The sequence below is a fragment of the Specibacter cremeus genome (assembly GCF_003946885.1).
Classification (GTDB): domain Bacteria; phylum Actinomycetota; class Actinomycetes; order Actinomycetales; family Micrococcaceae; genus Specibacter; species Specibacter cremeus.
Genome location: NZ_RWKQ01000055.1, coordinates 12,538 through 29,956, shown reverse-complemented (window position 1 = coordinate 29,956; position 17,419 = coordinate 12,538). Strand labels below are relative to the sequence as shown.

Below are 17,419 nucleotides of genomic sequence, written 5' to 3'. Positions count from 1 at the left end.
GTTACGACACCACGCCCGCGATCCAGACCGGGCCCTCACATGCCTGCTGACCTGCTGACACGCGACTTTTCCGGGACCCTGGAGGTTCCCCAGACGGGCACGAGAGGGCTATGCAGTCGACTTCGGTTATTTGTGCAGTCGACTTCGGAAAATGACAAATGGTGTGGGTTCGTCCGCGGCCGGCAATTCCCGTAACTATGTCTCGAAACCTTCTGGTTGAACCGGTGTATCTACCGATAGTTACGAGACACAGCGGAGTAGCCCATGACGAAACTGATCGGTTATGCACGCGTTTCGACGCGGCAGCAGTCCACCGACCGGCAGCAGGCGGACCTCCTGGCCGCCGGGGTCCGACGCGATGACCTCTACGTTGATCACGGCGTATCCGGGGCGCGAGCTCACGACCCGCGTTCGATCGGGCACTCGATGCGCTGATCGATGGCGACACCCTCGTCATCACGACGCTGGACCGGCTCGGACGATCCACCCAGAACATGCTCGCCTTCGCCGACGAACTCCGCGGCCGAGGCGCGGGCCTGCGCGTGTTGAACCTCGGCGGTGACGACGTCGACACCGCGACACCCAGGGGTCGATGTTGTTCACGATCATGGCCGCCCTCGCGCAAATGGAACACGAGATCAAACGCGAACGCGTGACCGATTCCATCAGCAAACGCCGAGAAGCTGGAAAGGACCTTGGCGGCCGACCCCGCCGGGTCACTGACAGTCAGATTCGAAGCGCTGTCCGTCTGGTCGAAGGCGGCGAGCCCGCTGCGCAGGTTGCCCGCGATCTCGGAATGTCCCGAGCAACGTTTTATAGACGGTCGCGAGCACTCACGAACTAGCCGCGTCGCACCCTCCCTGAAGGCGACACCAAGCGATCACAGAACGCCGCCAAAGAGCGATCAAATCCACAGGTCATGGAACACAACTCGCCGTTCTTGCGATCGAGCGCATCGAGTGTGTCATGGACGGTAGTCCATGAGACGCGAGCCCTGGCCGCCGGCCATCGTCGGATTGGCCGGGTCAACCCGATGAAGGTTGCGGCGAAGCTGTCCCGGATCTGCCGGCGCACGTGTTCGGCAGATTTAGGATTCCGCTGAGGCGCTGCCTCGTCCCTGGGCTCCAGGACAGCCCAGCAAGACGCCTCGGCAGTGGCCGGGATCCGTCACTTTCCTGCGGCATCCCGGTAGGTGGATTCAGGGTCTGCCCGGTTGGACGGTATCGGCCCAGTAGCGGCGCTTGCCGTTGCGGGTGTCCTCATAGATGCCGCCGTTCTTTTCGATGGTCGCCCGGGAGCCGGCGTTGTTCTCATCGCAGGTGATCAGAACTCGGGAGATTCCAAGATCCCGGGCCACCGGCAGCGCATCAGCCAGCGCCTTCGCTGCGTGGCCGCGGCGCCGCGCGGAGGGCCTCACGCTGTAGCCGATGTGCCCACCTCGTTGAGGAGGAAATCGGTCAACTCGTGCCTGATGGCCAGTGAGCCAAGGAACGTGTTCCCTTCCATGATCCACAAGTACGTGCAGGGCCCGTACCCCGGTTTCCGCGGGCTCTCCGGCAAAGCATCGTTGACGAGGGCGTCGACAAAGCGGCGGAATGACGGGAGGTCCCTGAGTTCTTCCAGGGGCCAGTCTTCACCACCGCCGCCGTCCCTGTGGGCGCCGTCGAATTCTTCGGACCCGTCCAGCCAGGAGGAGTGGTAACTTACGTCCGGAGCGATAAGGCGAACCATCACACGATCATATTCGAATGGCCCGGCTGACACGTGCCTGCACGCCAGACCGAGTGCACCACGAAACCCACTGGGCCCCGATGCGCAGCGAACACGTCGCGCACGCTGAGGGACCGGCTACCGGGCGATCCAGCGCACCGGCCACGCCCCCGTGAGCGTCACCGGGATATGAAGCGGCCATTTACCGCTGACCGAACACCGCCACACAGCGCTGCGATTCACACCGCCGCAGCCGCCCGGCCACGCCCCAAAACGTCACCGCCCCTCCGGCTTGTGAAGTCAAGGGAAAGCTACCAGCGGTAGATTCGTTGCAGGATCTCGTGCCGAGGTGCCTGTGCCGGCCCCGGATAGGTCACCATCACCGCAACATCGTCGGGACCCAATCCTTCAACCAAACTGAAACCCTCTGCGGCACGCCTGAAGACCTGGGCGGAGTGTGTCCGCAACACCCGCTCACAGCGGTCCAGGTCGTCTTCATCCGCGGCGGTCCAGATGAGGTACTGGACGCCAATATTGCCCTCGGGGTGCTGCGCCCGCGTTCCCATCGCGCGAAGGTACAACTGGTATCCCGCAGGCCCCACCAGCAGCGCCACGGAATCGTTGTGGAGCGTGACTTCCCATCGGAGGAATTCCCGGTAGAACGCCACGGAACGGTCGAGCTCGGCCACGAACATCACAGCCGAGGCCAGCACCAGGGGGCCTCGGATCCCGGTCGTCCGGGGTCTTCGAAGGAACATCCATCTTCCCGGAATCGGGTTCCCGTGATTCGTCAGATCCCATCTGAACAACCAACCTCTCCGGCCAATGGAACGCCGTTCCTGGACCTCACGCTATCTGGGGTGCGACGACGGCGCATAGGGGTATTCGGGACCCCGACCACGCTGCCGCAAGCCAGCTGAGATGAAGCGATCACCGCGAGACCGATGGTTTCCGCCGTTCTACCTCGAACGTCTGGGTGCCGGCCAGCCCGGCTCCGACCATCACGAACGGCTGCCCAATCGCGCGTGGGCTCTGCTCCTTTGAGACCGTACCGGTCGAGGGCCGCATTCTCCGTTATGGCGCATGTACGTGGCACCCTCCGTTCCGGTGCTGCCAGTGGGGCCCTGGTGACCAGGCTGTCGTCAGGCGGAAGTTCCTTCTCGATGAGCTTGCCGGTCGCCGAGTCGTCGTCCCGCATCAGGGCCACGATCTGCGGATCCGCGGCCGGGGTCGCAACGCGTTCCACCCCGCCAACACCTGAACACCGGCCTGTGCCAACTCGATGGAGGCGCGCAGACCGGCTCCTCCAGTGCCGATGACCAACACGGCGGTGGCCAGGTAGCGCTCCTCCACTTTCAGCATGGAGACCTTTCCCGCAGTCCGCGCCGGTCGCTTCGCGGCACGATTCACGGTATGCCATGACCGTACGGCTCGCCTGCCAGCGCGCCGAGCGGATGTTCCGAGCCGCCGTCGCCCGCTGGAGGTCTGGGGCGACTCCAGCGTCCGCATGCGCGTCTGGCCGACGGACGCGGATGTGAACCTGCACATCAACAACGGCGTGTACTTCTCGCTCATGGACCTGGGCCGGTTCGACCTGACGGTCCGCAGCGGCATCTGGCGCGTCCTGCGCGAACGCCGTCGGAACCCCGTGGCCGGCGCCGAGACCATCTCCTTCCGCAGGTCGCTGAGGCTGTGGCAGCGGTTCAGCATCGAATCGCGCATCATCGGGGTGGCCGAGAAGGCCGTGTTCGGCGCGCCGCCTATGGGATGGCGAGCGCCAGCTGGTCGGTGACCATCGGGCCGCCGCACTCCTGCGTGCCGCCCACCCGCGTCCAGTTCAACTCGTAGCGTTGCTGCGCCAGCACCCGGCCGGAGGAATCGAACGCGCGCAGGGTCACCGAGGTGGGGTCGGCCATGCCGACGTTGAGCACGAACTTGCCCCGGCCGTCATCGACCAACAGCCCGACGCCGTTCTTGGCGCGGTTGGCGAACGACGGCCCCTGCGGCACGCACCCCAGCCCCGCGCACGAGGTGACCGCCGCGACGTCGTCCAGGTTGCCGTGCGTGGCCACCTTCACGGCGTTGCTCCAGCCGGCCGCCGGGCAGGTGCCGTCGCGATGGAGCATGATGGCGCCGACGACGAACGCCATGGCGATGGCAGCCACAATGGGCACCAAGACCAGTTCCACGTGTCGCCGTGGCGTAACGCTATCCCGCATGGCGGCCATGCTAGCGAACGGTTCTGGATGTTTCCCGGGTCTTCGCTGACCAGTCCACGGACAACCCGCCCGGCCGCGACCACACGGTGCCGCCGCGATACGCTGAAACGCGTGGAAAAGAAGAACGACGCCGGCAGGCGGCTGACGCTGCACGTCCCGATGCGCTGGGGCGACATGGACGCCTACGGGCACGTCAACAACGTGGAGATCGTGCGCATCCTGGAGGAGGCCCGCATCCACGCGTTCGGGCCGCCGGCGGGGACCGGGCTGCCGGGCATCGAGGTGGACCTGCCCGTGTTCGCCGACCTGCCCGCAAGCACCCAGGCGCTGGTCGTGGAGCACCGGGTGAAGTACCTGAGCCCGCTGAACTACCGCAACATCCCGGCCCGCATCGAGGTGTGGATCAGCGCCGTCAAGGGGGCCAGCTTCACGGTGGCGTACGCGATTTTCGACCCGGTCACCGGTGCGCGGTGCGTCAACGCCGAGACCGTGCTGGCGTTCTTCCACGAGGACACGGGCACCCTCATGCGCGTCGCACCCGACAAGCGCGCCCTGCTGGCCCCGCTGACAGGCCCCTCCGACTTCCGGTGATTGAGGTCGTCGGTGATTGAGCTCGTCGAAATCATCGGTGAAGGGACGGCGTCTCCCTTGCCCCGCCGATGCGTTAGAAGATAAGATCAGTTACAGATCTACGCCAGAATAGAAGCAAGAGTCGATTGGATGGTGATCAAAAATGAGACGTCAGGTTTCCGGGGTCAACACGGTGCACCGTGAGACTGCCGAACTCGGCGCAGCTGACATCGTCCGCTACCTGTTCGACAATCTCGGACCTGCAATGACGGCAGCCCTTGCCCGCAAGAGTGTCCAATCGGTCCGGCGTTATGCCGATGGGTCGGTTTCCATGCCGGATGCCACCGAGAAGGCCATGCGGGACGCGCACTTCATTTTTCGATACTTGGCACAGGTGGATTCACCGCACACCGTCCGGGCATGGTTCATGGGGATGAATCCACAACTCGATGACCTGTCTCCGTTGGAGGTACTCATCGACGGCCGCCACAGCGATGTCCTCGCTGCGGCCAAGGCGTTTGTCACCGGCGGATAGCAGCCCAACAGATTGTGAGCAGCGCGGAACCGAAGACCTGCCTCCCGCCAACGACCATGTTGCGGGTCTCCCGCGCGATTGACCCGGCAGCGTTCTCGTGGATCGGAGCAGTCGAGGCGCGATTGGCCAAACAAGGTAACCGGTTCGACGTGCCCGGCGGAGGAGTCCTGTATGCCGCGTCCGACGCCGCAACATGCTTTCACGAAGTGTGTGCTCGGTTTCGGCCCAGCCCATTCGCCAAGGCCCTCGACTTCGCTGAGGAAAGCCACCTCATGCTCCCGGGAAATCTCCCGGCAGACTGGCGGGACATGCGGCGAATCTATTCGCTGGAGATCGATTCTTCACTGCCGTTTGTTGACATCGATAACCCCCAGACATGGCGCTGGCTGGAAGACCGACTGCTGGGTGACTTGGCCCGCCGGAGCATCGATCATCTCGATGCCGACGATGTCGTGGGCCATGACAGGGCGCTGACTCGCGCCATGGCCGCCGAGATATACACCGCCACGAGCGAGTCCGGTGCCCCGTGCTACGGCGGCATCCGGTATCGGTCCAGACTGAATCACGGTGAGTGTTGGGCCATCTTCGAGCACGTTGCCGTTCGGATAGCCGCAGAACGCACGATCGAGCGCACCGACAGGGATCTGGTCGCCTGGGCTCGCCAGTGGGACGTGACCATCCACTGACCCCGGCCCTACACCTCGACCAGGATCCCGTCGGCGTCGGAGTAGACCGTGGCGCCCGGGCGGACGTCGACGGAACCGATGCGGACCACCACATCGGCGTCCCCGGCACCCGTCTTGGTGCTCTTGGCCGGGTTCGTGCCCAGCGCCTTCACGCCCAGCGGCAGGTCGTCGATGGCGACGCTGTCCCGGATGGCGCCGTTGATGATCGCGCCGGCCCAGCCGTGGTCGACGGCCAGCTGCGCGATCAGGTCGCCCATCAACGCGGTCTCCAGCGAGCCGCCGCCGTCGACGACCAGCACGGCCCCGTCGCCGGGGGTCGACAGGATGGACTTCAGCAGCGCGTTGTCCTGGAAGCAGCGCACCGTCCGGGCGGGCCCGCTGAACGAGGACAGCGCGCCGAACGACCTGAATTGCAGGGAGATGGACGCCAGCTCGTCGCCGCGCGCGTCGTACAGGTCGGCGGTGGACACGGACATGGGAGCTCCAATCGGTCGGCCACAGGTGCTGTGGCCAGCATAGGCGTCGGGGCGCACGGCGGCGGCACGTGACCGACGCACAGGCGAGTATTTCGGCGTGCTACGCGTCGGCTTGTGGCCGGTGCGGGGACCGTGGTTAGGTGAAGGGCAGGCCGCGTCCCTCGCCGTGCCGCCGCCATCGCGGCCGGATGAGGACCATGCACGGAAGGACAGCCCATGAGCCACGACCATGACGTGTCCCCGGCCCGCATGCGCCACATCCTCGGGCACTTCGCCTCCGGCCTGACCGTCATCACGGCCGCCACCCCCGCCGGCCCGGTCGGCTTCACGTGCCAGTCGTTCACATCGCTGTCCCTGGAGCCGGCGCTCGTGTCGTTCAACCCGGCCAGGTCCTCCAGCAGCTGGCCGGCCCTGCGCGACGCCGGCCGGTTCACCGTCAACATCCTGCCCGCCGGGGCGCAGCGGCTGGCCAACCAGTTCGCCCGCTCCGGCACGGACAAGTTCGCCGGGGTGGAGTACGGGCAGTCGCCGCTCGGCAACCCGGTGCTGGGCCGCGCGCTGGCCTGGATCGATTGCGAGCTGCACGCCGAGTACGACGGCGGCGACCACACCATCGTCGTCGGTGCGGTCAGGGCCATGGCGGCCCGGGTGGACGCCGACCCGCTGCTGTTCTACAAGGGCGCGTACGCGAGCGTTGAATCCGGCACGATCGAATCGAGGGCCGGACGGCTGGTGTCCGTCGCATGATCGTCGTCGGTGTGGACGGCAGCCCCACTTACCTTACCGCGCGACGCACACGGCCGCCCTGCCCGTGACCGTCGACCTCGCCGCCACGTACGGGCGGGCGCTCGTGGAACTGGCGGCGGCCGTGCAGTCCTCGACGGCGCTGCGCCCGCTCACTCCGCTGGTCTGACACCCGGCCCGCTGGACGGGGCCCGGGCATCCGCTGACGTAGTGTGCACTACATGAGCTTCCCCGAGCTGGCCCTGATCGCGACGGTGGCGCTGTTGGGGCCCCTGCTGGCGCTGCCGCGCGGATGGCGGCTTCCCGTGGTGGTGGGCGAGCTGTTTGCCGGGATTCTTGTCGGCCGGACGGGTTTGAACCTTGTCAACGCCACCGATCCCACGTTCACGATGCTGGCGGACCTGGGCTTCGCGCTGGTCATGTTTGTCGCCGGCACGCACGTTCCGGTCCGCGACAGGCGGATCCGTTCCGCCGTGGGATCCGGCGCGCTCCGGATGGCCGCCGTCGCCGTGTTGGCCGCCGCCGCGGGCGTGGGGATCGCCGCCGTTTTCGGCAGCGCCCACGTACCCCTGTACGTGGTCTTGCTGGCCTCCTCATCCGCCGCCCTCGTCCTGCCCATCATTGGGTCGGTGGGGCTGGCCGGGCCCGACGTCCTGTCCCTGACCGCCCAGGTCGCCATGGCCGACGTCCTGGCCATCGTGGCGCTTCCGTTGGCCGTGGACCCCGCCCATGCCGGGACCGCCGCGCTGGGCTCGCTGGCAGTCCTGGGCGGCGCCGGACTCATCTTCCTGCTCCTTCGGAGCGCCGAGCGCAGCGGCGTGCGGCGCCGAATCCATCGCGTCTCGGAATCCCGCAAATTCGCCCTCGAACTGCGGATCCAGTTGGCCATACTGTTTGCCCTGGCCGGCTTGGCGGTGTGGAGCCATGTCTCGATCATGCTGGCCGGCTTCGCCTTTGGCTTGGCCGTCTCCGCCGTGGGGGAACCGCGCCGACTGGCGCACCAACTCTTCGCGCTCACCGAGGGCTTCCTGGGGCCGCTGTTTTTCCTGTGGCTGGGCGCGTCACTGAATCTTCGGGAGCTGGCCGATCATCCGCGCATGATTGCCCTGGGCATTGCCCTCGGGGTGGGCGCCATCGTGGTCCACGGGGTGATGAGGCTGCTGGGGCTCCCGCTGTCCCTGGCGGTCCTCTCGGCCTCGCAATTGGGGGTTCCCGTCGCCGCGGCCACCATCGGTGTGCAACAACATCTGCTGCGCCCCGGCGAACCGGCGGCACTCCTTCTGGGGGCCCTCATCACGATTGTCGCCGCAACCGTCGCGGCCGGACGTGCCGTGGCCGGCACTCCTCGGCCTCGTTGATTCCGCGCCAAGTGCGGGTGTTGGAACGCAACACCCGCACTTGGCGAGGAATCAACGGGCGCGCCTCGCGCGGGCGACCCGGTATTAGGGCGACGCCAGCGCCGTGGCGGGGTCGAGGCGCGCCGCGCGCAGCGCCGGATACAGGCCCGCAAGGATGCCGACCACCGGTGCGGCCGCGGCCGCCGGCAACGTCGCGGACAGCGGCAGGACCGCCTGCTGGGACGTGGCCACGGCGTACCCGGCGGTTCCCGCGGCCCCCAGGAGGATGCCCGCAAGTCCGCCGAGGGCGGCCAACACCGCCGCCTCGACAATGAACTGCACGGCGATGTGCACCCGCTTCGCGCCCAGGGCCCGGCGCAGGCCGATCTCGCCGCGCCGCTCCAGGACCGAAACGACCATGACATTGGCGATCCCGACGGCGCCGACGAACAAGGCCACGGCCCCCAGGCCGACGAAGAGCCCCGTGAACTCGGTCTTGGCCTGGGCCCGTGCCGCCAGCAGGTCGGACGGGCGCCGCACCTGGACCGCTTCCGGACTGGCCGGATCGGCGGTGAACGGCAGCACGGCGGCGACCTGCCGCACCTGGTCGGGGACGCAGCGCAGATAGATCTGGGTGGGGCCCGCGGCCAAACCCAGCAGGGACGTCGCGGCCGGGAAGCCGACCAGGGCGGACTGGTCGATTTCCGGGGCGATCGAGACGGGGTCGAGGATTCCCACGACGCTGAAGTATCCGGTGCCGATGTACACCTGGGTGCCGGGCGGCACGGCGTCGATGCCGAGTGTTTGGGCGGCCGCGGCGCCGAGCACCACCGCAGGGTAGTGACTGGTAGCGGCATTGAGGAACGCACCCCGGGCCACCCTGCCGTCCACGGTGTTGAGCAGGTCCAATCCCGTGGCGGCAACCGAAATGCCACCCGTTTGGAGTGTCGGCACCGCCGCCGTGCGCCGCACGGTGGCGCCGGGCACCAGGGCCGTCGCGGTCACCCGCTGCACCGGCGGGATGCGCCCGATCATGCCGGCGGCCTGGGGCGGAAGCGGCGCCGGGGCGCCGCTCAGGGACCGGCCCGCCGCGACGGTCAACAGGTTGCCCTCCCGGCCCAGCTGGTCGAGGAGGTTGGCCTGCGACGAGGCGGAAATGCCCAGGACGGCCACCGCCGCGGCGATGCCGACGGCGATCCCCAGCGCCGACAACGCAGCCCGGAGCGGGCGGGATCGCAACCCGGTGAAACCAACGACCAGGGCGTCGGTCGGCGTGAGCCGGGACCGGCCGGGGCGCTGGTCCCGGCTCATGCCCGGACCGCCGTGGCATCCGCGACCACCAGGCCGTCGCGCAGTTCGATGCGTCGGGTCATCGCGGCAGCCACCGCCGCGTCATGGGTGACCACCACCAGGGTGGTGCCATCGACCGACAGGTCTGCCAGCAGCGACAGGATGCCGGCGCCCGTTCCGGAGTCCAGGTTCCCTGTCGGCTCATCGGCCAAGATCACGGCGGGACGGCCGACGACGGCCCGCGCCACGGCCACGCGCTGGCGTTCTCCGCCGGACAGCTCCGACGGCCTGTGCCGGAGCCTGCCGGCCAGGCCCACCCTGGTCAACGCCTCGACCGCCGCGGCCCGGCGCTCCCTTCGGCCCGTGCCGTCGTAGAGCAGTCCCTGCGCCACGTTGTCCACGGCGTCCAGGTAGTCCAGCAGGAAGAACTGCTGGAAGACGAAGCCGATCCGGTGCGCCCGGATCGCGGACAGGTCGGCGTCGGAGAGGCCGCCCACGTCGCGCCCCGCAAACCGCAGGGTGCCCGACGTCGGCCGATCGAGCAGGCCGAGGACGTTCAGGAGCGTCGTCTTGCCCGAGCCGGAGGACCCGACGATGGCGACCCGGTCGCCGCCCCCGATGCGCAGGTCAATGCCGCGCAGCGCGGCGACGGGGGCCCCGTTCCGGTACACCCTGGTCACCGCGCGGAGCTCGAGGACCGGCGCCTGCGCGGCACCGGCCGCGGCGTTCATGGCGCCGGCACCTGGACGGAATCGCCGGCGCGCAGGCCCCGGCCCCGGACCTGGACCTGTGTGGCCGTGAACAGGCCGGTACTCACGGCCACCAGATGGCTTGTTGGGCCTGTCACGACGGTCACGGCGTAGCCTCCGCCGGCCAGCGCCTGCAGGGCGTTGATCGGCACCGCCAGCACGCCGACCGCCCTGGCGCTTGTCACGTTGACCGAGACCGGCGCCTGGTCCAGGCCGGGTGCCGGGCCCTTGAGTGCGACGGTCACCAACACGGTGGGCTGGCCCGGCTGGCCGCTGGCGTCCCGGGACTGGCTGTCCGGTGCGGTCGCCACGGCCGCCACGGCCGTGACCGTGCCGCCCGTTGTGGATTTCCCGTCCGGCAGTGTGATCGTGACCGCGTCGCCCGGCCTGACCAGATACTCCTGGGCGACCGGCAGCGGTGCCTGGACCAGCTCGGTGGTTCCGGTGGCCTGGAGCACCGGTTGCCCCGGCTGGGCCGGCTGCCCGAGGCTGGCCGTGACGCCGGCAATGCGCAGTGGCCCGGGCGCCATCACGACGTCGCCGGGGGAGATGACGCCCGTGATGGCCACCCCGAGTGCCGCCTGCCAGCGTTCGACGGCGGCGGCGGTGGCCCACGTGAAGTCGCCGGCCGCTGCGGGGTCGGGCGGGTCCGCGAATCCGAGGGCCGCCAGGCTCGTCACGACCTCGGCCACGTCGGGGCCGGAGGCGACACCGATGCCCAGGTCGCGCCACAGCGGCCGGGGGCCGAAGAACAGGACGACGGGCCGGGCATCGACCTCGTACAGTTGCTGCCCTTCTCGGACGGTCTGGCCGGGCGCGGGCAGCGCCGTATACGCGGCACCCGCGGCCTGGTTGATCACCGGTTCGGCGGTGCCGTACCCGAGGGAACCGGCGAGCTGCACCGTGTCGGCCAGGTCCGTGCGCACGATCGGCGCCGTCGCCACGGCGGCCGACCCCGCCGGACGCCCGGACCCGTCGGTGGCCGACGGCCGGGAGAAGACCTGTCCGGCAAAACCGGCGGCCGCCAGGGCAAGGACGAGCACGGCCGCTGCGGCGGCCCGGCGTCCGCCACGGCCGGCCCGCGCGGGCTCGTCAGCCATGGCCCAGGTTGCCCAGCGTCGAGGCCAGGATCTCGGCGTCGAGCAGGGACCTGCACGCGTGGGCGGCGTTCTGCCAGATGGGGTCGGCCTTGCCGCCGGCGGGCATCTCGCTGCCGGTCGCGCTGAAACCGTGCCCCGGGACATAGCCGGTCTGTGCGGTCGGATCCGCGTAGTTGGCCAAGCCGTTGCCGCGCAGGCACTCGGCCGCCTTGACCCCTGCCGCCACCAGTGCGGGCGGGGCGGGGGGTTCGCTCAGCGGGTTGAAGCCGGCGGAGGCAGCCAGCCCGGCGCACGCCGACTGGACGGCATCCATCGTGGCCTGCGACGCGTCCTGGAGGCTGCGCAGGTCGGAGAAGACCAGCCCGTCGGCGGTAAGCACCGGATCCTGGTACCCGGGGACGCCGTGCTCGCGGATGCACTGGGCGGCGGCCCGGACGGCCGCCGCCCGCCCTGCGCCGGCCATCCCGGTGCTGCCGGCGCCCAGCGCGGGCACCGTCGGTGTGGAGGAACCGGCCGCCCCGCAGCCGGCCACCAGCCCGGTCACCAGACCGAGCAGCAGAATGGCGCCGACCGCGGTCCGTGGAAGTCTCATCATTCCTCCCGGTAAAGGTTGAAGGTACGGTCCGTTCTACCCGGCGGGAGGTGACAACAACGCAACAGGAACTTGTTATGTTCGCGTCATGTCCGCGGTGGCAGGATGACAGGCATGCGGATCCTTGTGGTCGAAGATCACCGGACCCTGGCCGAACGGATCGGCGAGGGCCTGCGCGATCAGGGGTGGGCGGTGGACGTGGTCTTCGATGGGGGCGCGGCCCTCGAGGTCGCCTCCTACTCGCCGTATGACGTGATCATCCTCGACCGGGACCTGCCCGTCGTCCACGGTGACGACGTGTGCACGGCGCTGGCCGGCGGGACGTCCACGGCACGCATCCTGATGTTGACGGCGGCCGCCCAGGTGGCCGATCGTGTCCAGGGCCTGGATCTCGGCGCCGATGACTACCTGGCGAAGCCGTTCGACTTCGCGGAGCTGGCGGCCCGGGTGCGGGCCCTGGCCCGGCGCGCCCCGTCGGGTGCGCCGGTACTGGAACGCGCCGGCCTGAAAGTGGACAGGGCCCGTCGCCGTGCGTGGCGTGACGGCGGGCCGCTGGCGCTCACGCGCAAGGAGTTCGGCGTCCTGGAGACGCTCATGGCGGCCGACGGGGTGGTGGTGAGCGCGGAGCAGTTGCTGGAGACCGTGTGGGACATCAATGCCGACCCCTTCAGCAACACGGTGTCCGTGACCCTGGCGCGGCTGCGGCGCAAGCTCGGTGACCCGCCCCTGATCGAGACCGTCGTGGGCAGCGGTTACCGGCTGTGAGCGGGCGCAACGGGCGGTTGCGCCGGGCCGCGGCGCGCCTGCTGGACCGGCGCACGGTCCGGCTCCGGCTCACGGCCCTGTACACGCTGCTCTTCGCCGTGGGCGGCATGGTGCTGGTCGGCGTCGTTTATGCCCTGGTCGCGCAGAACCTGCCCAGCACTCCGCCGGCGCCGGTCCCCAGCACGGCCGCCGCGTTCGCCGCGGACTGCCGCAACGCCACGGACAAGAACCTGATCCTCAAGTGCACGTTGGCGTACCAGAAGGGCGTGGCGGCGGGCACCGTTGACCAACGGGCCCGTGCCCTGGACCAGTTGCTGCAATATTCGTTGGTGGCCCTGGTACTCACGACAGTGCTCGCCGCGGTTCTCGGCTGGTTCCTGGCCGGCCGGGTGCTCCGCCCCGTGCGAGCCATCACCGAGACGGCACGCCGTGCGTCGCAGCAGAACCTGGGCCAGCGGGTGGCCCTGGCCGGCCCGCACGATGAACTGCGCGAGTTGGCGGACACCTTCGATTCTATGCTCGGCCGGCTGGACGCCGCCTTCGCCGCCCAGCGCCGCTTCATCGCCGATGCGTCGCACGAGCTGCGGACACCGTTGACGGTGATGCGCGCCGCCATCGACGTGACCCTGGCGAAGCCGCACCCGACTCGTGGCCAGCTGGAATCCATGGCCGCGGAAGTTCGCCAGGCCGCCGCGCACGCGGAGTCCCTGATCGAGGCCCTGTTGACGCTGGCCCGCAGCGACGCCGGCGAGATGGGCCGCGAACCGGTGGACCTGGCAGTCGTGGCGGAGGACGCCCTCGACGAACTGGCCGGGTGGATCGAGGCCGCCCGGCTCGCCGTGGATGTTGACCTGGGAACCGCCGGCACCGTCGGCGACACCGTGTTGATCGAGCGCATGATCGCCAACCTGGCGGCCAACGCGGTCATCCACAACGCTCCCGGCGGGTGGTTGCAGGTCCGGACCGGAACCCGCGGCGAAACCGCGTTCGTGACGGTGTCCAATGGGGGCCCGGCAATTGCCCCCGGGGAGGTGGCGGCACTGCTCGAACCGTTTCACCGTGGCGCCGGCCGGGTGGCCGATTCGTCGGGGGTGGGGCTGGGATTGGCGATCGTGCGGTCCATCGTCGCCGCACACGCCGGGCGATTGCACGCCGCGGCCCGCCCGGACGGCGGCCTGGACGTGACGGTCGAGCTGCCGGGCGGGGCCTGACCGGCCGGGCCCGCGCCCGTCGAGGGGCCACGCCGCGGGCCGCGGAGGTGGAACCCGTGCCGGGCAAGATGACATAGTTGCAATGACATGCAGGCGGCCCGCGCCATGAACGGCGCCGGTTGCCTTGGACTCGACCACAACATTCGACCACAACATAAGGATGCGCAAATGGCTGGAATCATCATCGTCGGTGTCGACGGCAACACCACGTCGCTGAAAGCGGCCCATACGGCCGCCGACCTGGCCAAGGCGCTGGGCGCCACGCTGAGCGTCATCACGGCCTACGACCAGGACCGCACCGAGAAGGTGGTGATCGGCAACGACGAATGGTTCCTCAACACGGCCGACGAGGCCGCCCGCGTCGCCGAACGCGTGGCCGTCGAACTGGGCAACAGCGGGGTGGCGACCACGTACTCGTCCGTCTTGGGCAAGCCGGCCGAGGCGCTGATGGCGGAGGCCGAGCGTGTCGGGGCAACGATGATCGTGGTCGGCAACGTGCGCATGCAGGGCATCGGCCGTGTCCTCGGTTCGGTCGCGAACACGGTGGCGCACAACGCGCCGTGCGACGTCCACATCGTCAAGACGACCGACTAGGCCCCGTCACCTCCCACCGAAGCGACCCCGCCGGAATCGGCGGGGTCGTGACTGGTCAAGGGTAGGTCAGGCGGCCTTCCTGGCCTCGTGCTCGTCGCCCTGCTTGTCCTCCTGCTTGTCGCCCGGCTTGTGCCCGGCCCGCTCGGCCAATTTGCCGGCCACGGCCGTCTTGGAGGCGCGGGCGGCCTTCGTGGCGTGCGCGGCGAGTCCGACGGCGGCACTGCCGGCATGTTCGCGGGCGGCGGTGAGCCCGTGGTTCAGCGATTCGCGGACCGCGGCGGGCACGAGCGGCTTGGCGTCCGCGGCCTTGCGCCCGGCCATGGCCTGACCGAGAAGTCCGGTCAGCGGCGAGGCCAGCAGCATGAGCCCGCGCACGGCGCCCACCACCGCCACGACGCCGAAAAAGGCGGTGAGGATCATCGCGAAGATCAGGAAGGCAATCAGGAGCACACCGCCGTACACCAGCAGTTCGTTGACCAAGACATCGTTTCCCACGGCGGGCTCCCCTGTTCTCTTCCGGACCATGCACCACCACCGACGTTACGGGGCGCCACCGAACCATCGGGTGCGGAACATGCGGGGTGCCGCAAACGCAATGAACTTGTGATGTGTGCGTGTCAAAATGATCTCAAGTGCGCCGGGCCGATGCACGTCCCGGACGGGTGAGCTTGGGCACAGGTGGCCGGGGCGCGGCACACGGGATTTCGACAGGCTCAATCACCGGTGGCGGACAGGCTCAATCACCGGTGGTCGAGCTTGTCGAGGCCCCGCGGGCGCCGGATTTCGACAGGCTCAATCACCGGTAGCGGCGGTGCTGGTTCTCGTGCTCGGAGGGGCCGGCCGTGGTGTCGGCGATCCACGGCCCGGTGCCCTCCGAGACGTCGATGATCCCTTCCTCAAGCCAGCCATGGTCGCCGGCCAGCACGGTCTGCGAAAGCCGCCTGTCGGCGTCGTCCGTGTTATGCCACAGGTCGCTGAACAGGGCCTCGATGCGCAGCCTCGACTGGCCGCAGAAGGCGTCCGCCAGCTCCTGCGCGGACCGGCCGCGGGCAGGGTCGGTATTCTGCAGGCGAAGCATCTCCGCGCGGCTGCAGCAGGCCGCCATGGCGAACAGCTCGGCGCCGATGTCGACGATGCGGGCCAGGAAGGCCTGCTTGTACTCGAGCTTTGCCTGCCACCGGCCCATGCCGTAGAACGTCTGCCGGGCCAGCCGGCGCGACTCGCGCTCGACGAAACGCAGGTGCTTGGCCAACGGGCCGAACTCGGTGTAGGAGCGCGGGTCGAGACCCTTGCCGACGACCAGCTGAGGCAGCCACTTGGCGTAGAACCCGCTCGCCGCGACGGCGGCCCTGCCCTTCTCCTGCAGCGTCGCCGTGGCCGAGGCCAGGTCGCCGGCCGCGGCCAGGTGCGCGTCCACGGCCTCGCGGGCGATCAGCAGGTGCATGATCTCCGTGGAGCCCTCGAAGATGCGGTTGATGCGCAGGTCCCGCATGAGCTGCTCCGCCGGGACGGCACGCTCGCCACGGGCCGCCAGCGACTCGGCCGTCTCGTAGCCGCGGCCGCCACGGATCTGCACCAGCTCGTCGGCGCACCGGTACGACATCTCCGAGGACCACAGCTTCGCCAACGCCGCCTCGATGCGCACATCCTTCATGCCGGCGTCGGCCAGCGCGGCGGACAGCTCGAACACGGCCTCCAGTGCGAACGTGGTGGCGGCCAGGAAGGCGATCTTCTTGCCGACGGCCTCGTGCTCGCCGACCGGGTGCCCCCACTGCACCCGCGCCTTCGACCATTCGCGGGCGATCTTCAGCGTCCACTTCCCGCCGCCGGCGGCCATGGCCGGGATGGACAGCCGGCCGGTGTTCAGCGTGGTCAGGGCGATCTTCAGGCCCTGCCCTTCGCGGCCGAGCCGGTTCGCGGCCGGCACCCGGACCTGGTGGAAACGGGTCACGCCGTTCTCGATGCCGCGCAGGCCCATGAACTTGTTGCGGTGCTCCACCGTGATGCCGGGAGAGTCGGCCTCGACGACGAATGCCGTGATGCCGCCGGTCTTGCGGCCGTTCGCGTCCGTGCCGTGTTCCGGGACCACGGCCATGACCACCACGAGTTCGGCGATGACGCCGTTCGTGGTCCACAGCTTCACGCCGTCCAGCACGTACTCGGAGCCGTCGGCGCTCGGCACGGCCTGGCACGCCATCCGGGCCGGGTCGGAGCCCACGTCCGGCTCGGTGAGCAGGAACGCCGTGATGGCGCCGGCCGCGCAGCGGGGCAGGTATTCCCGCTTTTGCTCCTCGGAGCCGAACACCTTCACAGGTTCCGGCACGCCGATGGACTGGTGCGCGGACACGAGCGCGCCGAACGACGGGTGCACCGTGCCCAGCAGTTCCAGCGCCCGGCCGTAGTACGTCAGGTTCAGCCCGAGCCCGCCATAGTCGCGCGGGATCTTCATGCCGAACACGCCCAGCTCGGCGAGCCCGGCCAGGTACTCGTCCGGGATCTGCGCGTCCCGCTCGATGCGCCCCGAGTCCAGGGTGCGCAGATATGCCTCCAGCTTGAGCAGGAACTCGTCGCCGCGCGCCACGTCCTCGTCCGCCGGCTGCGGGTGGGGGTGGATCAGGTCCACGTCGAAGTGGCCCAGGTACAGGCCCTTGGCGAAACTGGGCCGTTCCCACGTGGTCTCGCGGGCCTCCTCGGCCACCTTCCGGGCGTCCTCGGCCGTGACCGGCCTGCCCGTGGTCGTGTTCTCCGCTTGCGTGCTCATGACGGCCCCTTTCCCGCCGGCGCGCAGGGGCCGGACCAGATGGACGAACCCAATATGTGTCCCTGATGCTACTCGCCGGT

Annotated in this window: 20 protein-coding genes and 2 pseudogenes; 10 read left to right on the top strand and 12 right to left on the bottom strand. The window is 69.3% G+C overall.

Going from position 1 to position 17,419, the window contains the following annotated elements:
• The first annotated feature begins 264 nt into the window (after positions 1-264).
• Positions 265-844: pseudogene (locus EJC77_RS21240) on the top strand (recombinase family protein).
• Between the two features lie 354 nt (positions 845-1,198).
• On the opposite strand, the gene EJC77_RS21235 reads toward EJC77_RS21240, so the two are convergent.
• From EJC77_RS21235 to EJC77_RS17690, 4 genes and pseudogenes are all read right to left on the bottom strand, one after another.
• Positions 1,199-1,417: a GNAT family N-acetyltransferase gene (locus EJC77_RS21235; RefSeq protein WP_240630347.1), complete on the bottom strand. Its 219-nt coding sequence runs from the start codon at positions 1,415-1,417 to the stop codon at positions 1,199-1,201.
• Positions 1,414-1,731: a GNAT family N-acetyltransferase gene (locus tag EJC77_RS21230; RefSeq protein WP_240630346.1), complete on the bottom strand. Its 318-nt coding sequence runs from the start codon at positions 1,729-1,731 to the stop codon at positions 1,414-1,416. The genes EJC77_RS21235 and EJC77_RS21230 overlap by 4 nt, the downstream gene beginning before the upstream one ends.
• A 290-nt stretch (positions 1,732-2,021) precedes the next feature.
• Complete coding sequence (locus EJC77_RS17695; RefSeq protein ID WP_338069499.1) at positions 2,022-2,405, bottom strand: VOC family protein; 384 nt, start codon at positions 2,403-2,405, stop codon at positions 2,022-2,024.
• A 553-nt stretch (positions 2,406-2,958) separates the two neighbouring features.
• Positions 2,959-3,072 (bottom strand): annotated as a pseudogene (locus EJC77_RS17690) (FAD-binding protein); the annotation flags it as partial.
• Positions 3,073-3,217: 145 nt separating this feature from the next.
• On the opposite strand from EJC77_RS17690, the gene EJC77_RS17685 reads away from it, so the two are divergent.
• Positions 3,218-3,502 (top strand): thioesterase family protein, encoded by a 285-nt coding sequence (locus EJC77_RS17685; RefSeq protein WP_338069498.1) that lies wholly within the window; start codon positions 3,218-3,220, stop codon positions 3,500-3,502.
• On the opposite strand, the gene EJC77_RS17680 is transcribed toward EJC77_RS17685, so the two are convergent.
• On the bottom strand, positions 3,471-3,929 hold the full coding sequence (locus EJC77_RS17680) for a hypothetical protein (protein ID WP_125615756.1): 459 nt from the start codon (positions 3,927-3,929) through the stop codon (positions 3,471-3,473). The genes EJC77_RS17685 and EJC77_RS17680 overlap by 32 nt on opposite strands.
• A gap of 159 nt (positions 3,930-4,088) precedes the next feature.
• Between EJC77_RS17680 and EJC77_RS17675 the strand changes: the two genes are divergently transcribed.
• The 3 genes from EJC77_RS17675 (at position 4,089) to EJC77_RS17665 (ending at position 5,720) form a co-directional block, all read left to right on the top strand.
• Positions 4,089-4,520, top strand: coding sequence for an acyl-CoA thioesterase (locus EJC77_RS17675; protein ID WP_240630348.1), 432 nt, complete (start codon positions 4,089-4,091; stop codon positions 4,518-4,520).
• A gap of 142 nt (positions 4,521-4,662) precedes the next feature.
• Positions 4,663-5,034 carry a hypothetical protein gene (locus EJC77_RS17670; protein WP_125615749.1) on the top strand — a complete coding sequence of 124 codons (372 nt, stop codon included), beginning with the start codon at positions 4,663-4,665 and terminating at the stop codon, positions 5,032-5,034.
• Between the two features lie 56 nt (positions 5,035-5,090).
• Positions 5,091-5,720 carry an RES family NAD+ phosphorylase gene (locus tag EJC77_RS17665; RefSeq protein WP_125615746.1) on the top strand — a complete coding sequence of 210 codons (630 nt, stop codon included), beginning with the start codon at positions 5,091-5,093 and terminating at the stop codon, positions 5,718-5,720.
• An 8-nt stretch (positions 5,721-5,728) separates the two neighbouring features.
• On the opposite strand, the gene rraA is transcribed toward EJC77_RS17665, so the two are convergent.
• On the bottom strand, positions 5,729-6,196 hold the full coding sequence (rraA, locus tag EJC77_RS17660; RefSeq protein ID WP_125615743.1) for a ribonuclease E activity regulator RraA: 468 nt from the start codon (positions 6,194-6,196) through the stop codon (positions 5,729-5,731).
• A 216-nt stretch (positions 6,197-6,412) separates the two neighbouring features.
• Between rraA and EJC77_RS17655 the strand changes: the two genes are divergently transcribed.
• Positions 6,413-6,943 (top strand): flavin reductase family protein, encoded by a 531-nt coding sequence (locus EJC77_RS17655; protein ID WP_125615740.1) that lies wholly within the window; start codon positions 6,413-6,415, stop codon positions 6,941-6,943.
• 218 nt (positions 6,944-7,161) lie between these two features.
• Positions 7,162-8,298 carry a cation:proton antiporter gene (locus EJC77_RS17650; RefSeq protein ID WP_125615737.1) on the top strand — a complete coding sequence of 379 codons (1,137 nt, stop codon included), beginning with the start codon at positions 7,162-7,164 and terminating at the stop codon, positions 8,296-8,298.
• 84 nt (positions 8,299-8,382) lie between these two features.
• On the opposite strand, the gene EJC77_RS17645 is transcribed toward EJC77_RS17650, so the two are convergent.
• From EJC77_RS17645 to EJC77_RS20515, 4 genes are read right to left on the bottom strand one after another with little or no spacing between them, the layout of a single operon-like run.
• A complete protein-coding gene (locus EJC77_RS17645) occupies positions 8,383-9,588 on the bottom strand; it encodes an ABC transporter permease (RefSeq protein ID WP_125615733.1) in 1,206 nt (401 codons plus the stop codon).
• Positions 9,585-10,298, bottom strand: a complete 714-nt coding sequence (locus EJC77_RS17640) for an ABC transporter ATP-binding protein (protein WP_125615730.1) — start codon at positions 10,296-10,298, stop codon at positions 9,585-9,587. The genes EJC77_RS17645 and EJC77_RS17640 overlap by 4 nt, the downstream gene beginning before the upstream one ends.
• Positions 10,295-11,416 (bottom strand): peptidoglycan-binding protein, encoded by a 1,122-nt coding sequence (locus EJC77_RS17635; RefSeq protein WP_164520476.1) that lies wholly within the window; start codon positions 11,414-11,416, stop codon positions 10,295-10,297. Before EJC77_RS17635 ends, EJC77_RS17640 begins: the two co-directional genes overlap by 4 nt.
• Positions 11,409-12,008, bottom strand: a complete 600-nt coding sequence (locus EJC77_RS20515; RefSeq protein ID WP_164520475.1) for a hypothetical protein — start codon at positions 12,006-12,008, stop codon at positions 11,409-11,411. The genes EJC77_RS17635 and EJC77_RS20515 overlap by 8 nt, the downstream gene beginning before the upstream one ends.
• 114 nt (positions 12,009-12,122) lie before the next feature.
• Between EJC77_RS20515 and EJC77_RS17630 the strand changes: the two genes are divergently transcribed.
• The 3 genes from EJC77_RS17630 to EJC77_RS17620 all read left to right on the top strand — a co-directional run bounded on the left by EJC77_RS17630 (position 12,123) and on the right by EJC77_RS17620 (position 14,578).
• On the top strand, positions 12,123-12,773 hold the full coding sequence (locus EJC77_RS17630; RefSeq protein ID WP_125615724.1) for a response regulator transcription factor: 651 nt from the start codon (positions 12,123-12,125) through the stop codon (positions 12,771-12,773).
• Positions 12,770-13,984, top strand: coding sequence for a sensor histidine kinase (locus EJC77_RS17625; protein ID WP_125615721.1), 1,215 nt, complete (start codon positions 12,770-12,772; stop codon positions 13,982-13,984). Before EJC77_RS17630 ends, EJC77_RS17625 begins: the two co-directional genes overlap by 4 nt.
• A 168-nt stretch (positions 13,985-14,152) precedes the next feature.
• Entirely contained in the window at positions 14,153-14,578 is a 426-nt protein-coding gene (locus EJC77_RS17620) for a universal stress protein (protein WP_125615719.1), read from the top strand.
• Between the two features lie 66 nt (positions 14,579-14,644).
• Here the strand turns inward: EJC77_RS17620 and EJC77_RS17615 are convergent, their stop codons facing one another.
• Both EJC77_RS17615 and EJC77_RS17610 read right to left on the bottom strand, forming a co-directional pair.
• Positions 14,645-15,073 (bottom strand): hypothetical protein, encoded by a 429-nt coding sequence (locus tag EJC77_RS17615; protein ID WP_125615716.1) that lies wholly within the window; start codon positions 15,071-15,073, stop codon positions 14,645-14,647.
• 301 nt (positions 15,074-15,374) lie between these two features.
• Complete coding sequence (locus tag EJC77_RS17610; protein ID WP_125615713.1) at positions 15,375-17,339, bottom strand: acyl-CoA dehydrogenase family protein; 1,965 nt, start codon at positions 17,337-17,339, stop codon at positions 15,375-15,377.
• Between the last annotated feature and the right edge of the window lie 80 nt (positions 17,340-17,419).